This window comes from Intrasporangium sp. (assembly GCF_030452765.1).
GTDB lineage: Bacteria > Actinomycetota > Actinomycetes > Actinomycetales > Dermatophilaceae > Intrasporangium_A.
Window position 1 is genome coordinate 12,371 of sequence record NZ_JAKDLO010000003.1, and the last position, 16,527, is coordinate 28,897.

Annotated in this window: 21 protein-coding genes and 1 pseudogene; 12 read left to right on the forward strand and 10 right to left on the reverse strand. The window is 69.1% G+C overall.

The genetic code is table 11. The annotated features are described in order from the left end of the window. Positions 1-96 precede the first annotated feature (96 nt). The gene (locus L0H79_RS00790; RefSeq protein WP_367652416.1) at positions 97-1,014 is read right to left on the reverse strand and encodes a PfkB family carbohydrate kinase; all 918 of its coding nucleotides are present in this window, start codon (positions 1,012-1,014) and stop codon (positions 97-99) included. 2 nt (positions 1,015-1,016) lie between these two features. Then, the gene (glpX, locus tag L0H79_RS00795) at positions 1,017-2,009 is read right to left on the reverse strand and encodes a class II fructose-bisphosphatase (protein WP_301482627.1); all 993 of its coding nucleotides are present in this window, start codon (positions 2,007-2,009) and stop codon (positions 1,017-1,019) included. A gap of 97 nt (positions 2,010-2,106) precedes the next feature. Here glpX and L0H79_RS00800 point away from each other — a divergent pair, with 97 nt between their 5' ends. Next, positions 2,107-2,670: a DUF4245 domain-containing protein gene (locus L0H79_RS00800; RefSeq protein WP_301482628.1), complete on the forward strand. Its 564-nt coding sequence runs from the start codon at positions 2,107-2,109 to the stop codon at positions 2,668-2,670. 59 nt (positions 2,671-2,729) lie between these two features. Here the strand turns inward: L0H79_RS00800 and L0H79_RS00805 are convergent, their stop codons facing one another. Then, a complete protein-coding gene (locus tag L0H79_RS00805; RefSeq protein WP_301482629.1) occupies positions 2,730-3,041 on the reverse strand; it encodes an exodeoxyribonuclease VII small subunit in 312 nt (103 codons plus the stop codon). Between the two features lie 5 nt (positions 3,042-3,046). Then, positions 3,047-4,402: an exodeoxyribonuclease VII large subunit gene (xseA, locus tag L0H79_RS00810; protein ID WP_367652417.1), complete on the reverse strand. Its 1,356-nt coding sequence runs from the start codon at positions 4,400-4,402 to the stop codon at positions 3,047-3,049. Between the two features lie 180 nt (positions 4,403-4,582). Here xseA and L0H79_RS00815 point away from each other — a divergent pair, with 180 nt between their 5' ends. Then, complete coding sequence (locus L0H79_RS00815) at positions 4,583-5,602, forward strand: 4-hydroxy-3-methylbut-2-enyl diphosphate reductase (RefSeq protein ID WP_301482630.1); 1,020 nt, start codon at positions 4,583-4,585, stop codon at positions 5,600-5,602. A gap of 130 nt (positions 5,603-5,732) precedes the next feature. Here L0H79_RS00815 and L0H79_RS00820 read toward each other — a convergent pair whose 3' ends face one another. From L0H79_RS00820 to L0H79_RS00835, 4 genes are all read right to left on the reverse strand, one after another. Then, positions 5,733-6,395 carry a cutinase family protein gene (locus L0H79_RS00820; protein WP_301482631.1) on the reverse strand — a complete coding sequence of 221 codons (663 nt, stop codon included), beginning with the start codon at positions 6,393-6,395 and terminating at the stop codon, positions 5,733-5,735. A 175-nt stretch (positions 6,396-6,570) separates the two neighbouring features. Next, complete coding sequence (locus L0H79_RS00825) at positions 6,571-7,257, reverse strand: DNA-binding response regulator (RefSeq protein WP_301482632.1); 687 nt, start codon at positions 7,255-7,257, stop codon at positions 6,571-6,573. After that, on the reverse strand, positions 7,250-8,497 hold the full coding sequence (locus L0H79_RS00830) for a sensor histidine kinase (RefSeq protein ID WP_301482633.1): 1,248 nt from the start codon (positions 8,495-8,497) through the stop codon (positions 7,250-7,252). The genes L0H79_RS00825 and L0H79_RS00830 overlap by 8 nt, the downstream gene beginning before the upstream one ends. Before the next feature lie 37 nt (positions 8,498-8,534). Continuing rightward, positions 8,535-9,755: a DNA recombination protein RmuC gene (locus L0H79_RS00835; RefSeq protein WP_301482634.1), complete on the reverse strand. Its 1,221-nt coding sequence runs from the start codon at positions 9,753-9,755 to the stop codon at positions 8,535-8,537. 49 nt (positions 9,756-9,804) lie between these two features. Between L0H79_RS00835 and L0H79_RS00840 the strand changes: the two genes are divergently transcribed. From L0H79_RS00840 to L0H79_RS00880, 10 genes and pseudogenes are all read left to right on the forward strand, one after another. After that, positions 9,805-10,656 (forward strand): thioesterase family protein, encoded by an 852-nt coding sequence (locus tag L0H79_RS00840; RefSeq protein ID WP_301482635.1) that lies wholly within the window; start codon positions 9,805-9,807, stop codon positions 10,654-10,656. Between the two features lie 228 nt (positions 10,657-10,884). Further along, complete coding sequence (ychF, locus tag L0H79_RS00845) at positions 10,885-11,970, forward strand: redox-regulated ATPase YchF (protein ID WP_301482636.1); 1,086 nt, start codon at positions 10,885-10,887, stop codon at positions 11,968-11,970. Positions 11,971-12,001: 31 nt separating this feature from the next. After that, complete coding sequence (locus tag L0H79_RS00850; RefSeq protein ID WP_301482637.1) at positions 12,002-12,283, forward strand: type II toxin-antitoxin system RelE/ParE family toxin; 282 nt, start codon at positions 12,002-12,004, stop codon at positions 12,281-12,283. Then, positions 12,258-12,578, forward strand: a complete 321-nt coding sequence (locus L0H79_RS00855; protein ID WP_301482638.1) for a HigA family addiction module antitoxin — start codon at positions 12,258-12,260, stop codon at positions 12,576-12,578. Before L0H79_RS00850 ends, L0H79_RS00855 begins: the two co-directional genes overlap by 26 nt. Before the next feature lie 136 nt (positions 12,579-12,714). Next, positions 12,715-12,945, forward strand: a complete 231-nt coding sequence (locus L0H79_RS00860) for a hypothetical protein (protein ID WP_301482639.1) — start codon at positions 12,715-12,717, stop codon at positions 12,943-12,945. Then, positions 12,942-13,355, forward strand: a complete 414-nt coding sequence (locus L0H79_RS00865) for a PIN domain nuclease (RefSeq protein WP_301482640.1) — start codon at positions 12,942-12,944, stop codon at positions 13,353-13,355. Before L0H79_RS00860 ends, L0H79_RS00865 begins: the two co-directional genes overlap by 4 nt. Before the next feature lie 115 nt (positions 13,356-13,470). Then, complete coding sequence (locus L0H79_RS00870) at positions 13,471-13,764, forward strand: HigA family addiction module antitoxin (protein ID WP_301482669.1); 294 nt, start codon at positions 13,471-13,473, stop codon at positions 13,762-13,764. Positions 13,765-13,799: 35 nt separating this feature from the next. Further along, positions 13,800-13,970, forward strand: a pseudogene (locus tag L0H79_RS22110) (hypothetical protein); the annotation flags it as partial. Beyond that, positions 13,967-14,191, forward strand: coding sequence for an antitoxin (locus tag L0H79_RS00875; protein WP_301482641.1), 225 nt, complete (start codon positions 13,967-13,969; stop codon positions 14,189-14,191). The pseudogene L0H79_RS22110 and the gene L0H79_RS00875, both read left to right, overlap by 4 nt. Then, the gene (locus tag L0H79_RS00880; protein WP_301482642.1) at positions 14,188-14,571 is read left to right on the forward strand and encodes a type II toxin-antitoxin system VapC family toxin; all 384 of its coding nucleotides are present in this window, start codon (positions 14,188-14,190) and stop codon (positions 14,569-14,571) included. The genes L0H79_RS00875 and L0H79_RS00880 overlap by 4 nt, the downstream gene beginning before the upstream one ends. 369 nt (positions 14,572-14,940) lie before the next feature. Here the strand turns inward: L0H79_RS00880 and L0H79_RS00885 are convergent, their stop codons facing one another. Together L0H79_RS00885 and L0H79_RS00890 are read right to left on the reverse strand one after the other, a co-directional pair. Continuing rightward, entirely contained in the window at positions 14,941-15,582 is a 642-nt protein-coding gene (locus L0H79_RS00885) for a DUF2461 domain-containing protein (protein WP_301482643.1), read from the reverse strand. Between the two features lie 222 nt (positions 15,583-15,804). Next, positions 15,805-16,464, reverse strand: a complete 660-nt coding sequence (locus L0H79_RS00890) for an NAD(P)-dependent oxidoreductase (protein ID WP_301482644.1) — start codon at positions 16,462-16,464, stop codon at positions 15,805-15,807. Between the last annotated feature and the right edge of the window lie 63 nt (positions 16,465-16,527).

A 16,527-nucleotide genomic window follows, 5' to 3' on the forward strand; every position in this document is an offset into this window, starting at 1 on the left:
ATGTGTTCCCCCGTCAGACAGACCAGAGTGGCGATCACATCCAAAAATACTCGCTTACGGCGCGGTAGCCGTCGCGGATGTCCCTGCCCGGGCTCCTCATCCGTCCAGATCGTTGCGGCCGGGGGCATAGGCACCCGCCCGGGCCACGGTCAACGCTGCCGTCTTGAGTGCCCGCTCGACGGCCGGGACGACCTCGTCCAGCGTGGCCCCGCGCAGCCGCTCCCGGGCCTCGCGAGACCCCAGCAGGTCGGCATCGATCAGCCCCGAGATCAAGCCCGCCATGAATGAGTCGCCCGCCCCCACCGTGTCGACGAGGTGCACCGCAGCCGCCGGGAGTCGGGTCATCTCGCCCGACACGCTGCAGCGGACGAAGGCGCCGGCCGCACCGAGGGTGACGACGACGATCGCCGGCCCGAGGGCGGCCCATTCCTTGGCGACCTGCTCCACGCTCGAGCCGGGCGAGAGCCAGGCAAGGTCCTCGTCGCTCGCTTTGACCACGTCGGCAAGGGCGAGTGCGGCGGCGACGGCTGCCCGGGCTTCCTCCAGCGTCATCAGCGCTGGCCGGAGGTTGGGGTCGTACGAGACAGTCGCACCAGCCTGGTGTGCGAGCGCGAGAAACTGTCGCACGGCCAAGGCCCCGGGCTGCAGGACGGCGCCGATGCTGCCGGTGTGGACGTGTCCGTGCGACCCCGGAGCCGGGAAGGTCTCGGGTGCCCACTCGAGGTCGAACGTGTAGGTCGCGGACCCGCGCTCGTCAAGCAGGGCGTGGGCGACCGGGGTGGACGCAGCCCCGTGCGAGCCGGGAGTCAGCGCGACGCCCCGTGAGCGGCATACCTGCTCGATGCGGGCGCCGTGGGCGTCCACGCCGAGCCACGTCGCAAGCTCGACGTCGTGGCCGAGCGCGGCGAGACCGAAGGCGACGTTTGCCGGGCTGCCGCCGACGTGCTCCGCGACGGCCCCACCAGGGCTCGTCACCTCGTCGATGAGTGCCTCGCCGACAGCGAGCGTCCGCACTCTCACTCCTCGATCATGTCGGGGGAACCGAACCACCCGGGTCGACTGAAGTTGTGCTCGCTCTCGATCGTGCGGATCGTGCCGCTACGCGAGCGCATGACGAGCGAGTGGGTGCGGGCGGAGTTGCTGCCGTATCGCACTCCGCGAAGCAGCTCGCCGTCCGTGATCCCGGTCGCCACAAAGTAGCAGTCGCCCTTGACGAGGTCGTCCGTCGAAAGCACGCGGTCGAGATCGTGCCCGGCGTCGAGGGCCTTCTGGCGCTCCTCGTCGTCCTTGGGCCAGAGCTTGCCCTGGATGACCCCCCCGACGCACTTGATGGCGCAGGCGGCAATGATGCCCTCGGGAGTGCCGCCGACGCCGAGGAGCAGGTCGACGCCGGTGTTGGGGCGGGCCGCCATGACGGCGCCCGCGACATCGCCGTCGGTGATGTAGCGGATCCGGGCGCCGCTATCGCGCACCTCGTTGGCCAGGTGCTCGTGCCGAGGCCGGTCGAGGATGACGACGGTGACGTCGGCGGCCGTCTCGCGCTTGGCCTTGGCGATGCGCCGGATGTTCTCCGCCACGGGCAGCCGGATGTCGACGACCTCGGCAGCCTCGGGGCCGGTCGCGAGCTTGTCCATGTAGAAGACGGCCGACGGGTCGTACATGGCGCCTCGGACGGCGACGGCCATGACGGAGACGGCGTTGGGCATGCCCTTGGCCGTCAGGGTCGTGCCGTCGATGGGGTCGACCGCGACGTCGTACTCGAGTCCGGTGCCGTCGCCGACGTGCTCGCCGTTGAAGAGCATCGGGGCGTTGTCCTTCTCGCCCTCGCCGATGACGACGATGCCGTTCATGCTCACCGTGGAGATCATCGCCCGCATCGCCTCCACCGCGGCGCCGTCGGCCTTGTTCTTCTCGCCGCGTCCGACCCAGCGGCCGCCGGCCATGGCTGCCGCCTCCGTGACCCGGACGAGCTCGAGGGCGAGGTTGCGATCGGGAGTGCTGGCTCTCATCTTCGAGTCCTGTCGGTGCGGCGGCGGGTCGCACCAACTCTAGCGGTGTGCCGCAGGACGGTTTGGTCTCCTTCGCGGCGTCGGGGAGGATGGCCCGGTGAGCACTCCGCAACCGCAACGCAGCGCCTACTCGATGGGCTCCCTGCCCAACATGGTGCGCTCGATGCTCGTTCTCGGGGTCATCGTGGCGGCCCTCATCGCGATCGTCCCGCGGGTCAGCCATGTCGACCGGCCGGCGGTCGACGCGGCGGGGAAGGGGGCGTATGTCGCCGAGCAGACCGGTTGGCCGGTCGAGCTGCCGACGGGGCTCGGCGCAGACTGGGTGCCGACGGTGGCCAGCGACTCGCCGATGACCGACAAGGTGCGCACCTTCACGACGGTGTGGTCGACGCCGGACGATGCACACGTCGCGCTCAAGGAGGCTGTCGACGTGACCCCGGGATGGTTGTCCCGGTCGGTCAACGACGGGACGCGATCCGGTGAGGTGCAGATCGGGTCACGCACCTGGGCGCGCTACGTCATCGGGGACCACGACGAGTTTGCCTACGCCCTGAACGGGTCCGGTGCGACCGGCCTGACGATCACCGCGACGACGACCGGGTCCGAAGCTGAGCTGCGGACCTTCCTGGCCGCCCTCGAGCGGGTCGAGCCCGCCGGCTGACCATCCCGGCCCGCGGTCGGGAGCACCGTGGTCGGGAGCGTGGAACGCGCCTCGAGTCCTCACTCGTCGAAGACGGCGTCGTCGGCGCGTAGCTCGCTGTCGGTTCGTGCAGTGCCGGCAGGCTCAGCGGGACCGGCGGCGCCTAGGGCCTCTGCCGGCGCGGGGCGGGTGGCCCGCTCGATCTCGGCCTGCGCCCCGTCGAGCCACTGTTGGCAGTGCGCGGCCAGAGCCTCGCCTCGGCGCCACAGCTGCATCGAGTCCTCGAGTGGGGCTTGGCCGGCCTCGAGCTTGGCCACGACGGCGATCAGCTCCTCGCGGGCCTGCTCGTAGCGCAGGCCCGCGATGTCGGGGAAGGCGGACGTGTCGGTCATGGGGGTCACCCTGTTCCGCGGCCGGCGGTCGGCCGCTTGCGTCGGTTGCGTGCGGGGGTGGATGCGTCTGGGGCCGTGCCGCGGGCCCGGCTATGGACATTCGGATGCTGCTCGTCGTTGCCGGCGGTCATCTCCGCGACTGGCCGGACGCCGAAGTCGCCTCGGGCGACTCTCACTCGCAAGAGCTCCTCGACGGCGATGTCGGCCTGGTCCATGACGATGCGGCCGTCCTGGTGCTGGACGACGGCATACCCGCGCTCGAGCGTCGACTGGGGGGAGAGCGCGGTGACCTGGCGCAGCAGGTGCATGGTCTGGTCGGCGGCGCGGTGCAAACGTGCCTGGATGCGGGCGTCGGCACGCGCGCAGAGCGCCTCGATCTCGGCGCGGCGCAGTCGCACGAGGGCGACCGGATCGGCCATGACGGGGCGGCTGGTCACCGTCCGGACGGACCGGCGCTCCTCGTCGACGCGTCGCGCCAGTGACTGTCGCATCCGCGCTCGACCGGCCGCGATGGTCGCGTGCTCCTGTGCCGCGTCGGGAACGAGCCGCTTGCCGGCATCCGTCGGGGTGGAGGCACGCCAGTCCGCCACGAGGTCGAGCAGCGGCTGGTCCACCTCGTGCCCGATGGCGCTGATGACGGGGGTGCGGGTCTGCGCCACGGCGCGGACCATCGCCTCGTTCGAGAAGGGCAGGAGCTCTTCCAGGGCGCCGCCGCCGCGCGCGATGACGATGACGTCGACGGCCCGGTCGGCGTCGAGCTCACGCAGCGCTGTGACGACCTCGGTCACGGCGCTCGTGCCTTGAACCGCCACCTCGCGGATCTCGAAACGGACCGCGGGCCACCGGCGGCGGGCGTTCTCGACGACGTCGCGCTCGGCGGCCGAGCTGCGGCCGGTGATGAGCCCGACCAGGCCCGGTAGGAAGGGGATCGGCCGCTTGCGCTCGCGGGCGAAGAGCCCCTCGGCGGCCAGGGTCCGCTTGAGGATCTCGATACGGGCCAGCAGGTCGCCGATGCCGACGGGCCGGATCTGACGGGCCTCGAGCTGGAGGGTGCCGCGCTTGGTCCAGAAGGTCGGCTTGGCCTGCAGGACGACCCGGGCCCCCTGGCTGAGGGGGACCGGCATCGCGTTGACGGCGTTCACCGAGACCGAGACGGACAGCGACATGTCGACGTCGGGATCGCGCAAGGTGAGGAACGCCGTCGCCCCCCGTGAGTTGAGCTGGACGACCTGCCCCTCGACCCAGAGCTGGCTCATCCGGTCGACGTAGTCGGAGATCTTCAGGCTGAGCACGCGAACCGGCCACGGTTGCTCCGGGGTCGTGTCGGCCGCCTTCTCCGGCAGTGGGTTCGTCACGCTCACGCGAGCAACGATAGGTGCCGGGGCAGACAGCGTGTCGCGCCGGGCCGGCGAGCGCGGGCCGGGGCGGCGAGCGCGGGCCGGGGCGGCGAGCGCTCGCTGGGAGCTGGAGCGCGGGCCGGGGCGGCGAGCGCGGGCCGAGGCCCGCCCAGGTCGTCCGCGCCACGCACGTACGATGGACGCATGCCTGAGCCCGAGAAGAAGGTCCTGCTCGCCGCCCCACGCGGCTACTGCGCCGGCGTCGACCGGGCCGTCGTCACGGTCGAGAAGGCACTCGAGCTCTATGGCCCGCCGGTCTACGTGCGCAAGCAGATCGTGCACAACAAGCACGTCGTCACCACGCTGGAGAAGCGCGGAGCGATCTTCGTCGACGAGACCGACGAGGTCCCCGAGGGCGCGACGGTCATCTTCTCGGCTCACGGGGTGGCTCCCGTCGTCCACGAGGAGGCCCGAGCCCGCCACCTCAAGACGATCGACGCCACCTGCCCGCTCGTCACCAAGGTGCATCGCGAGGCGCTCCGCTATGCCGACTCGGACTACGACATCCTGCTCGTCGGACACGAGGGACACGAGGAGGTCGTCGGCACCGCCGGCGAGGCACCCGAGCACATCCAGCTCGTCGGCGGGCCCGACGACGTCGACACGGTCACGGTCCGGGATCCGGAGAAGGTCGTCTGGCTGTCCCAGACGACCCTCTCGGTAGACGAGACGATGGCGATCGTCAGACGGCTCAAGGAGCGGTTCCCGGCGCTGCAGAGCCCGCCCTCCGACGACATCTGCTACGCGACGCAGAACCGTCAGGGAGCCGTCAAGCAGATGGCCGAGGACACCGACCTCATGATCGTCGTCGGCTCGCGCAACTCCTCGAACTCGGTCCGTCTCGTCGAGGTCGCACTCGAGCACGGGGCCGGGGCCGGGCATCTCGTCGACTACGCCGACGAGATCGACGAAGCATGGCTCGAGGGCGTCTGCACGGTCGGCGTCACCTCGGGTGCGAGCGTCCCCGAGGTCCTCGTCCGGGACGTGCTCGAATGGCTGGCCGACCGTGGTTTCGACGCCGTCGAGCCGGTCGTGGCCGCCGAGGAGTCGCTCCTGTTCGCCCTGCCCAAGGAGCTGCGCCGCGACATCAAGCAGGCGTCCGGCCACCAGCCGGGGAAGGTCCGTCATGATGCCGCGTTCGAGGACGTCGGCTCCCTGCACTGAGGTGTGTGCCGGCGCCGGCGTGTGACGACGACCCAGGCCCCTCCTGGGACCGGGGTTGGCGGGCCAGGACCGGTGTTGTCCGGCCCTGGCCCACCCCGGGCCCGAGCATCCCCCTCATGCCATGCTCGAGTCAGGCGCGGTTTGCGACGTGGTAGCCGATGAGCCACGCCCCGGAGAAGCCCCCGATCGGCGAGTAGGTCGACCCGGTGTAGCCGGTGTGCTGCTTCGCTGCCCCGCCCACGTACCCGAGCGAGTCGACGAGGCGGTGGGAGGCGCAGACGCGATCCCCCTTGTTGCACACGTCGTAGACGAAGACCCCGCTCGGCCACGACGCGCGCTGGCCGAACATCCCCCCGCGGCTGCGATCGCCGGTCACGCTGCCAGTCAGACGCGGGTTCATCATCGGGTCGCCGATGAGCCCCACACCCTGCAGGTGCCCCCGCCGGCCGGCCGACATCCCGACGACGACGTCACCGACTATGTGGGCGCCTTGTGAGTAGCCGAGCAGGGCGATCTTGGTCGACGGACAGGAGGCGATGTAGGTGTTGATCTTCGCCTTGAGAGCGGCCCGACCTCTTGGCATCGAGTCCAGGAAGTAGCGCACGTCCCCGGTTGCCGGGTAGGTGACGTACTCGCTGGTGACCTTGTTCCAGCCCTTCCTGGCGGCGAACGCACCGAGCGCGGTGGGCAGCTGGGTCCCCATCGTTCCCTTGCTGCCTCCGTCGTCCGTGCCGCGGACCATGATGACCGTGAAGGCGCGGCAGGTCACTGCCTGCGCCGGCGGAGCGGTCATCACCATGGTGCCTGTGGCCGCCATAGCTGTTGCGACGGCCACAGACTGGCCACGTCGGATGAGCTCGCGGCGCCCCATCCGAACCCATCCTCTCCCCAGGTCCACTCTGCGCGGATCGGCTTGGTACCACGGTGCCAAGAGCAGGGTGGGCGGCGTAACCCCCGATAATGGGGGGTCACTCGTCGTCGAAGAGGTCCCCGGGCCCGATGCCGACGGCCCGCTCGATGTCGCCCGGGCTCGTGTCACGTAGGTAGTGGCGCAGTTTCACACAGGCGGCCTGATAGTGCTCCCGGGCCACGCCCTCGGTGATGTACAGCGTCGCGGCGAGGTCCTTCCAGTGCCGCCCGCGGGCACGCGCCGAGATGACCTGCCGCTGCCGTGGGCTGAGCTCGAGTGTGGCGCCACGCCGGTCGAGCAGCTCGGTGAGCCCGACCAGGGATTGGGTGACGACGACCTGACCCTGCCGGATGTCGCGCACGGCCTGGACGGCGACCTCTGGCGGGTCGGACTTGTGCACGACGCCGTCGGCGCCTGCCCTCAGACAGAGAGCAAGGACCAGGGAGCGCCGTTCGTCGGTGTAGATGCAGATCCGATAGCCGAGGTCACGCACGGTGCGAATCGCTGCCCGGCCCTGCTTGGCCGACGATGGAGCCTGCGGCTCAGGACGCCGCAGTAGCAGGTCGAGGACGACGACGTCGCAAGCGACCGGATGAGCCTCGAAGTCCTCGACGGCGGCATACGTGGCGATGACGTCGAGACCGGGGTGAACGGTGGCGAAACCGCCTCGGATCACGGTGCTGTCGTCGATCACGACGACTCGGGGTGGGCCGGCTCCCTCGCCGTGGTCGCTCGTCTCAGCCACGGCGGTGGGTCCCGCCACGCTGCGGCTCGGTCGTCTGCTCCGGTGCCGGTGTCGTCAGCCGGCCCACCATGGTGACCGTCGTCCCTCGCCCCGGCGCGGACTCGATCCGAGTCCGGACGTCGAGGCCGCTGAGGACCTCTCGGACCTGGGTGTTCAGCCCGAAGCCGAGGGGTTGCCGGTCCTGGTCGAACCCGACGCCGTCGTCGGAGACGACGACCTCCCACGTGGACCCGTCGGTATCGGCGTGCACCACCACCTGTCTGGCCTCGGCGTGGAGACGGACGTTGTGCAGCACGGTGGTCACGGCCCCGCCGGTCGCCGCCCAGACCTGGTCCGGAAGCGGGACCTGAGCGCCGAGCTCGATGGCCAGCTCCAGTGGCAGGTCTTCGAACCCTTGCACGGCGGCTGCCACCATGGTCCCGACCGTTCGCTGACCGTCATCGGTAGGGCGCGGCGCCGGTTCGCCGAGGTAGGTCCGCAGGCGCCTCGCCTCGAGGTCGGCCTGACGTCTCAGGCCGGGCAGGACTTCTACCGGAGTCTCCTCGTCGGAGAGCAGCCGCAGCACACTGGTCGCGTCGTGGACCGTGAGCTGGTATCGCTGCAGCTCGAGCGCCCGAGTCGCTGCGACCGCGTCCTCGCGAGCCTGGTCCACGTCGGCGGCGAGGCCACGAAGATAGTGGAGGAGCAGCGCCACGACGATGGCGTAGCCGGGGATGGTCAAGGAGTCGGTGAGCAGGCTTGGCCAAGAGCCCTCGCCGGATGCCAGCTTCCACGTGAAGCACCAGGCAGCGAGCCCCAGCGAGGTGCTCACGACGACGGTGGGCGGCAGCCACGACGCCGACAGGGCGGCCACGTTGATTGCGTACCCGGTCGCCCAGGAGCCCCAGTCCCCGACGACGTGACCGGGCATGAGCAGGTTCATCGCAGGGAGGGCCAGCCAGGCCAGGGCGAGGTCTGGCACGTGCCAGGCTCCACGGCGCACCGACCGCAGGGCGAGGCACTGGAGCATGGCCAGGACCGAGACGGCGACAACCGCCACGGTGAGAGCCACGTAGCCGATGGGGTGCGCTGATACCCGCACATTGGCCATCGCAGCGAGGATGATCTGGACGAGGACGACACCGCGCACGGCCGGAGCGAGCAGGGCAATCCCGCGCTCGGCGCGCTGGGTCGCGGAAGGCACCGTCCGCGCGCTGCCACGGATGTCGCCGCTGGGCAGGGGTGTCACGTGCTCGGGCACGGGAACCATCGTGGCAGGTGCTCCGGAGAAGGGCAGGTCAGGCGCTCCTCGTGGCCTCCTGCGGATCGTCCGCATGCCTTGTCTGCTCGCTGAGGAAGGCGTCGTCTCGCGCATCACTGGTTGCGGCTGCGCACCCGGTCTCGCCGACGAGCTCGTGGGCGCTGAGCAAGCGAGGCCCGGCCGTGATCGGCTCCAGGCCGGGTGCGTCCTGCGAGACGAGGTCGAGCTCTCGCATCCGACGTGCCGTGACCATGACCCTCGACTCGAGAGTGCCGACGAACTGGTTGTACTGCTCGACCGACTTTGCGAGGCTCTGCCCCATCCCCACGACGTGCTTGCCGAGCGTCGTGAGCCGAGCGTGCAGGTCGTGCCCGAGGCGCAGCAGCTCTCGGGCGTTCTGCTCCAGCGCCTGCTGCTGCCAGATCGCCCCGATGGTGCGCAGCACGGCGAAGAGCGTGCCGGGCGAGGCGAGGACCACCTTGCGGGACAGGGCGTGCTCGTAGAGGCCGGGATCACCGGCCAATGCGGCGCCGAGCACCGCCTCACCCGGGACGAAGCAGACGACAAGCTCCGGGGAGCGGTCGAACGCGGTCCAGTACCCCTTGCCGGCGAGCGACTCGACGTGTCGACGCAGCGCCGCGGCGTGCGCCTTGAGCAGGCTGTTGCGCTCCGCCTCCCCGACCCCGTCGCCCTGGGCCTGCAGGAAGTGGGTCATCGGCGCCTTGCTGTCGACGACGACGTGGCGTCCGCCGGGCAGGTTGATCACGACGTCGGGCCGCACGGCCGCACCGTGCCGGCTCACCGCTGACACCTGCTCGTCGAAGTCGCAGTGCACCAGCAGCCCGGACAGATCGAGGACCCGCCGCAGCTGCAGCTCTCCCCACGCGCCGCGGACCGACGACGCATTGAGCGCGCTCGCCAGCGAGGCGGTCTCGGACCGGAGCGACTCCGTCGAGACACCGACGGCACCCAGCCGCTCACTGAGCTCACCGAACTGATGCACGCGGTCACGCTCCAACGCCCCCACCTGGCGCTCGACCCGGCCGATCGTCTCGCGCAGCGGCGCGAGGAGGAGCCGCGTTGCCTCGTCGTCCTCCCGCGTCGTCTCGAGATGCTCGACCCGGCTGCGGAGCACGTCGCGCTCCGACTCGGCACTCACGGCTCGCGCGAGCAGCCCGGCGCGCACCCACGACCACGCCAGCACCGCACCGAGGATGACGCCGACGAGCAGGCCTGTGAGAAGTGTGACCGTGTCCATGCCCGTCACCCTGTCAGCCGGCACCGACAGTGTCTGCTAGAGATGACCCGTGCACGAGTTCGATGCGGCCATGCAGCTACGTCCCGAGTCCCCCGGACGGTGGAGCGGCGCCTTCCACGACGGCTGGACGATCGGCAACGCGATCAACGGGGGCGTTGCCATGGCGCTCGGGCTGACCGCGCTGGGCAGGCACCTCGCCGAGGACCCCGCCGAGACGAACCGCCACGTCGACCCGGTCGTGCTCTCCGCGTACTTCATGACAGCATCCCTCGGCGGGCCGTGCACCGTCGAGACCGAGACGCTCCGCTGCGGGCGCCGGCTCTCGACCGGCCAGATCAGCGTGTGGCAGCCCGGCACTGACGGCACGCCGGTCGAGCGGATGCGGGCCCTCGCCTCGCTGGGCAACCACGACACCATCGACACGGCTCGGCAGGCCAGCCCTCCCGACCTGCCGCCACCAGATCGGTGCGTCCCCTCCGACGCCGCCCCACCCGACTTCCTCAGCCAGAGCCCCTTCCTCGACCGGCTCGACCTGCGCCTAGACCCTGATACCGCCGGATGGGCCATGGGCAAGCCGTCGATGCGCGGTCTCATGCGGGGCTGGCTCCGGCTCAAGGACGGCCGCGAGCCGGACACGACGATGCTCATGTGGGCACTCGACGCCTTTCCTCCGGTGGCTTTCGACCTCGGCATCTACGGCTGGGCGCCGACTCTCGAGTTCACCGGCCACATCCGTCGTCGTCCCGCACCCGGCTGGCTGCGGGTCGTCCTGTCGAGCGACACCACGACCGGCGACCTCATGGAGGAGGACGCGACGATCTGGGACTCGGCCGGCAACCTCGTCGCGCAGTCGCGCCAGCTGTGCAGTGTCCGTTCCCAGTCGAGACCGGCGCGGTCCTGAGCCATGACAGGGCGTCAAGTCGCGGGTCATGTCGCGGCATGACCTCGAGCTGAGCGCTGGAGATGGCCGGCCGTGCGACATGACTGGCGACATGACCGGTCACCGTGCCCAGGTGCGACATGACTCGGCGGCCGAGCCGGCGCCCCGGCCAGCCTGACCGCGGGAGCCAGCTGAGCGGCATACAGGCTGGTCGGGCGCCCGCCACGCGCCAACTAGACTCTCCGTCTTGTGGCACTCACCATCGGAATCGTCGGTCTCCCGAACGTCGGCAAGTCAACGCTCTTCAACGCGCTGACCAAGAACCAGGTCCTCGCGGCGAACTACCCCTTCGCGACGATCGAGCCGAACATCGGCGTCGTCGCGCTGCCCGACGAACGGCTCGGCACGCTTGCCGACCTGTTCAAGAGCGAGCGGATCGTGCCTGCGACGGTGAGCTTCGTCGACATCGCCGGTCTGGTCCGCGGTGCGAGCGAGGGGGAGGGGCTGGGCAACAAGTTCCTAGCCAACATCCGCGAGTCAGATGCGATCTGCCAGGTGGTGCGCGCGTTCGAGGACGACGACGTCGTGCACGTCGACGGCAAGGTCGACCCGCGCTCCGACATGGAGGTCATCGAGACGGAGCTGTGCCTGGCCGACCTGCAGACGCTCGAGAAGGCGGTGCCTCGCCTCGAGAAGGAGGTCAGGGCGAAGAAGACCGACAAAGCGGTACTGGACACGGCGCTCGCCGCGCAGCGGGTGCTCGAGGACGGGCAGACGCTGTATGCCGCTGGGCCGGCTGCCGGGCTCGATCTGCAGGTCGCGACGGGGCTGGGTCTGCTCACGACGAAACCGTTCATCTACGTGTTCAACCTCGACGAGGCCCAGCTGACCGACGAGGCGCTCAAGCAGGAGCTCGTCGAGTCAGTCGCGCCGGCCGATGCGGTGTGCCTCAACGCCAAGCTCGAGATGGACCTCAGGGACATGGCGCCGGACGAGGCGCTCGAGATGCTGCAGGGCTTCGGTGCCGCGGAGTCCGGGCTGGATCAGCTGGCGCGCAAGGGGTTTCACACCTTGGGGCTGCAGACCTATCTCACCGCAGGCCCGAAGGAGGCCAGGGCCTGGACGATCAAGCAGGGGTGGACCGCACCGCAGGCGGCGGGCGTCATCCACACGGACTTCCAGCGCGGCTTCATCAAGGCCGAGGTCGTCTCGTTCGACGACCTTGTCGAAGCCGGGTCGATGGCGGCGGCCAAGGCGGCGGGCCGGGTGCGGATGGAGGGCAAGGACTACGTCATGGCCGACGGTGACGTGGTCGAGTTCAGGTTTAACGTCTAGCGTTATTGACGCGTTGCGTTATATTTGCCTCGTGATCAGGTCGTTCGGGAGCAAGGACACCGAACTCATCTGGCACGAGCAGTACGTCAAGCGTGTCGATCGAACGGCGCAGCGGACGACCCTGCGGAAGCTTGAGCTGATCCATGCGGACAAGGACGTGGAGGATCTCCGGATTCCTCCGGGGAATCGGCTGGAACGGTTGGTCGGCGACCGTCGTGGTCAGCACAGCATCCGCGTGAATGCGCAGTGGCGTCGCTGCTGCGTCTGGAGAGATGGAGGTGCGGAAGATGTCGAACTCGTCGACTACCACTGAGAGCGATCTCATCGAGCCGATCCACCCGGGAGAGGTCCTGATGAAGGAATTCATCGAGAGGTTCGGGCTGACGCAGAACAAGCTCGCTGTGGCGATCGGCGTGCCGCCGCGGCGGATCAACGAGATCGTCCACGGCAAGCGGGGCATAACCGCTGACACGGCGATCCGTCTGGCGCGGTACTTCGGGACGTCCGAAGAGCTCTGGATGAACCTTCAGTCGAACTACGAGTTGCGGCTCGAGCGTCGTGCGCTGCGAGACCGGATCGACTCCATCGCGCCGTTGCAGACTGCATGACCGATGGCATCCATCTGACGGTCCGCCGCGATGATCTGGCGCTCGATGTCACTGATCGTGGCGGCGACGGACCTTCCCTGGAGGTTGACCGACTCGGACTCTCTCGTGCTATCATGATATCACACTAGGTGGAGGGATGGTCATGACGAACGTGTTGATTCGTGGGCTCAGTGACATTGCCGTCGAGCGCATCGATGCGGAGGCGGCTGCGCTGGGCCTGTCCCGCAACGAGTTCCTGCGCCGTCGCCTCGAGAAGGAAGCATCCGCCCCCGTTGCCGTGACGATCACGGCAGACGACTGGAATCGTTCGGCGGGCGTGTTCGGGGACCTTGCCGACGCTGATGTGATGGATGCTGCGTGGCAGTGACGAACTGGCTCGTCGACAGGTCGGCTTACGTGCGGATGCAGGCGGGCCAGGCTGTGGACATCGCGGAGTGGAACGTGCGCATCGAGCGAGGCTTGGTGCATCTCTCGACCGTGACAAGACTTGAGCTCGGGTTCTCCGCGCGCTCGGGCGAGGCGGGCCGCGAGGCGTTCGGACTCCCGCCGCTGTTGCTCATGCCGATCGAGCGCCTGACGCCTGCGATGGAGGACCGCGCATGGGAGGTTCAGATGCTCCTCGCCGATCGTGGGCAGCATCGCGCGCCGTCCATCCCGGACCTCCTCATCGCTGCGACCGCGGAGAAGGCCGGCCTGACGGTCCTCGCGGTCGACAAGGATTTCGATCTGATCGCAGAGATCACCGGCCAGCCGGTGGAGACGCTCGCGCTCGGCTGACGGCGGCAGTTCGATCCTGCCGGGGCAGTCGCTCTGGAGAATGTCAAAGCGTTGTTCCGTTACGGAACGCGGTCGAGTTCAGGTTTAACGTCTAGCGTTATTGACGCGTTGCGTTATATGTTTGCCTCATGATCAGGTCCCGGGAGAGGTCCTGATGGAGGAATTCATCGAGGGGTTCGGGCTGACGCAGAACAAGCTCGCTGTGGCGATCGGCGTGCCGCCGCGGCGGATCAACGAGATCGTCCACGGCAAGCGGGGCATAACCGCTGACACGGCGATCCGTCTGGCGCGGTACTTCGGGACGTCCGAAGAGCTCTGGATGAACCTTCAGTCGAACTACGAGTTGCGGCTCGAGCGTCGTGCGCTGCGGGACAAGATTGCCGCGATCACGCCGCTTGAGGTCGCGTAACAGACGTCGCGGCAGAGCCGGTCTCTGATGTCCATCGGGTGACAGCGTTGATTGCGCGTCGTCGCAAGGAATGCGGCCGACCCGTCGTCATCGGGGTGTCCGGATACTGCGGTTCCGGCAAGAGCACCCTTGTACGCGGCATCCTAGCGATGGCTGATATGTACGGCTGCCATGCAAGTTGCATGACGCGTATGCTCTATGCATGACGACGATCCAGGTCCGCAACGTGCCTGAGGCGACGAGCCGCGCGCTCAAGGCAAAGGCGGCACTCGAGGGCCGCTCACTCAGCGACTACCTCCTCAGAGAACTCGAACGGATAGCCACTCGCCCGAGCCGAGCCGAGCTCATGGAACGGATTGCTCGCCGGGGGATCGCGGACCTTCCGCCGGCCGAGGATGTACTCGCCGAGCAGCGACCGCGTCGATGACTCTGGTTGTCGACGCGTCGACGGTTGCGGAGACTCTCCTCGGGACAGCGCGGGGTGCTGCCGCGGCCGCTTTGCTCGGCGACCATGAACTGCTTGCGCCTCAGCATCTCACCGCCGAGGTGGCGTCGGTCATCCGCGGCTGGTCCCTGGGTGGCCACGTGACCGAGCCGCAGGCGTTGAGGGCATTCAGCGAGTTCGAGATCCTGGGAATCGAGCAAGTAGCGATGATGTCGCTGCTTCCTGCCGTGCACGCGCTTCGCCACAACCTCACTGCGTACGACGCCATGTACGTGGTGCTCGCTCGCGCGGCTGGCTGCCAGCTGCTCACGCTGGACGCTCGCCTGGCGAAGGCCGCGAAGGACTGCGCAGTGGTGCCCTGAGCGCAGGTCTCCGGCGAGGTCTCGGGGCGGCTGCTGCTGCCCAAGAGCCTGCGGGTGGTTGTGACAGCCTCAAGTGGCCCCAGTTAGGGCCGTTGTGATGGCTTGATTTGGCCCCACTCTCGACCCGCCTGCCTCTATGTTCCGGCTTGTCAGACCAAAGACGAGCTGGAGGCCAGAGGCGTGAAGGAGAGATCGAGAGTGGAGCAGTGCGTCGGAGGCGCTGCGTGTGGCCGAGTGCGGTGAGGGCGTCCAGTGCCGAACGAGAGGAACCCGATCTTCTCCATGCTGCTGCAACGTCCTGCCGCCCTCCGTCCTTCCGCAGGCCACAGCGCTCCCGGTCCAGCCACGCGTGCACCCCGAGGGACACGGTCATCCGGCGCTTGCCACGCGCACCGCCGCGGCGACCCACTCGACGAGGGGTCGCACCTGGCGCCACGACGAACGCACGTGCTCCGCGAGGGCAGGCGTGGTGACGATGTCAGGGTCATCGACGGACCGCATCGCGGTAAGCGACCGGTGCCGGAGCAGGTCGATCCTCGGATGGTCGCGGCTCCAGCCGCGGGGTGCCGTGCGCAGACGGTCGCCGCCGACCTCCCAGTCATCCGTCCGAAGCGCCTCGACGATCTCGGCGAGCGCGGCACCGTCCGGGCTGTCGACAGCCCGTCGGTAGGCCGCGAGGGCCGGGGCATCGGGGTGGTAGAAGCCGCCGCCGAGGCGGAAGCCGTCGGCGGACACCTCGGCGTACCACCCCGTGTAGGAGCCGGCGCCGACGAAGATCCCCTGGCTTGTCTTGTACGGAGTCTTGTCCCGGGAGAAGCGCAGGTTGCGGTTCGGGCGGAACACCTTGCCCGGGCCGAACTCGTCCTCGAGCAGGTCGAGCAGGGCCGTCATGGGTCCGCGCACGTCACGCTCGTAGGTCTCCCGCTCGGTCTGCCAGAACGCTCGGCTGTTGTCCTTCTCGAGGGCTGCGTAGAAGTCGACGGCGGCGTGCGGAAGTCCACTGAACGTCATACCGCAGGGTATGTCGCGGAGCCCACCGTGGCATCGACGGGATGAGGCGCGCCACCACGGTCCACCAGCGCACGCTTGCCACCACAGCGCGCTCGATCAGGAGTGATCGACGATCCCACGTCGGTGTAGCAGGAAGAGCACCGCGGCGGCGAAGTCGTTGCCTGCCGTGCCCCGCCCAGCGAGGCGCGAGATCCGGACTGCACGGCTTCGGACGGGGACCGCTCAGTCCGCGTCAGCCCCGGTGAAAGCGTCGGCGATCGGGGTGCTCCCGTCGTTGAACTCATAGACCCGCCGGTAGGTCGTCGGCGAAGCGAGCACCACCGCGATGGCAGCGGCGACATTGGCCCGTGACACGCGCCGGGTGGGCTGGTCGGGCCCGACGTCGACCTTGCCGCTACCGGGCTCCGTCGTCAGCAGGCTCGGCTGCAGGATCGTCCAGTCGAGGTCGCCGGCCGCGAGATGAGCGTCCGCGTCGGCCTTGGCCTGTGCATATGGGAATAGCGAATCGCCTTCTGCGACACCATGATCCGGTCCGGCGCGGAAGTAGGACACCATGACGAACCGGCGCGCACCCGCCCTGGAGGCAGCGTCGATGGTCCGGATCGCCGCGTCACGGTCGACGGCATAGGTCCGCTCGGGGCTGCCTCCGCCGGCGCCCGCCGACCACACGACGGCATCGAAGCCGCGCACCAGGTCCTCGGTCGCGTGCTCGTCCAGCGTCTCCACGTCGGCGACCTGAGCCCGTGCGCCCGTCTGCTCGACGTCAGCGACGTGGTCGGGATTGCGCACGATCGAGACGACATCGTGCCCAGCCGCGATTAGGATCGGCGCAGCGAGAAGGGCCACCTTGCCGTGGCCGCCGATGATGGCGATGCGTGCCATGGACCCTCCGGAGCGTCAGACGTTCTCGTCAGGCTACCCGGGACCGGGACTCCCGAACCAGGT

Excerpts from the sequence above, each read along its gene's own strand:
- glpX (WP_301482627.1), bottom strand. The coding sequence starts at position 2,009 with ATGAGAGCCAGCACTCCCGATCGCAACCTCGCCCTCGAGCTCGTCCGG.
- L0H79_RS00805 (WP_301482629.1), bottom strand. The coding sequence starts at position 3,041 with ATGACCGACACGTCCGCCTTCCCCGACATCGCGGGCCTGCGCTACGAG.
- L0H79_RS00815 (WP_301482630.1), top strand. The coding sequence starts at position 4,583 with ATGCCTGAGCCCGAGAAGAAGGTCCTGCTCGCCGCCCCACGCGGCTAC.
- L0H79_RS00820 (WP_301482631.1), bottom strand. The coding sequence starts at position 6,395 with ATGACCGCTCCGCCGGCGCAGGCAGTGACCTGCCGCGCCTTCACGGTC.
- L0H79_RS00835 (WP_301482634.1), bottom strand. The coding sequence starts at position 9,755 with ATGGACACGGTCACACTTCTCACAGGCCTGCTCGTCGGCGTCATCCTC.
- L0H79_RS00855 (WP_301482638.1), top strand. The coding sequence starts at position 12,258 with ATGTCGAACTCGTCGACTACCACTGAGAGCGATCTCATCGAGCCGATC.
- L0H79_RS00860 (WP_301482639.1), top strand. The coding sequence starts at position 12,715 with ATGGTCATGACGAACGTGTTGATTCGTGGGCTCAGTGACATTGCCGTC.
- L0H79_RS00875 (WP_301482641.1), top strand. The coding sequence starts at position 13,967 with ATGACGACGATCCAGGTCCGCAACGTGCCTGAGGCGACGAGCCGCGCG.
- L0H79_RS00880 (WP_301482642.1), top strand. The coding sequence starts at position 14,188 with ATGACTCTGGTTGTCGACGCGTCGACGGTTGCGGAGACTCTCCTCGGG.
- L0H79_RS00885 (WP_301482643.1), bottom strand. The coding sequence starts at position 15,582 with ATGACGTTCAGTGGACTTCCGCACGCCGCCGTCGACTTCTACGCAGCC.
- L0H79_RS00890 (WP_301482644.1), bottom strand. The coding sequence starts at position 16,464 with ATGGCACGCATCGCCATCATCGGCGGCCACGGCAAGGTGGCCCTTCTC.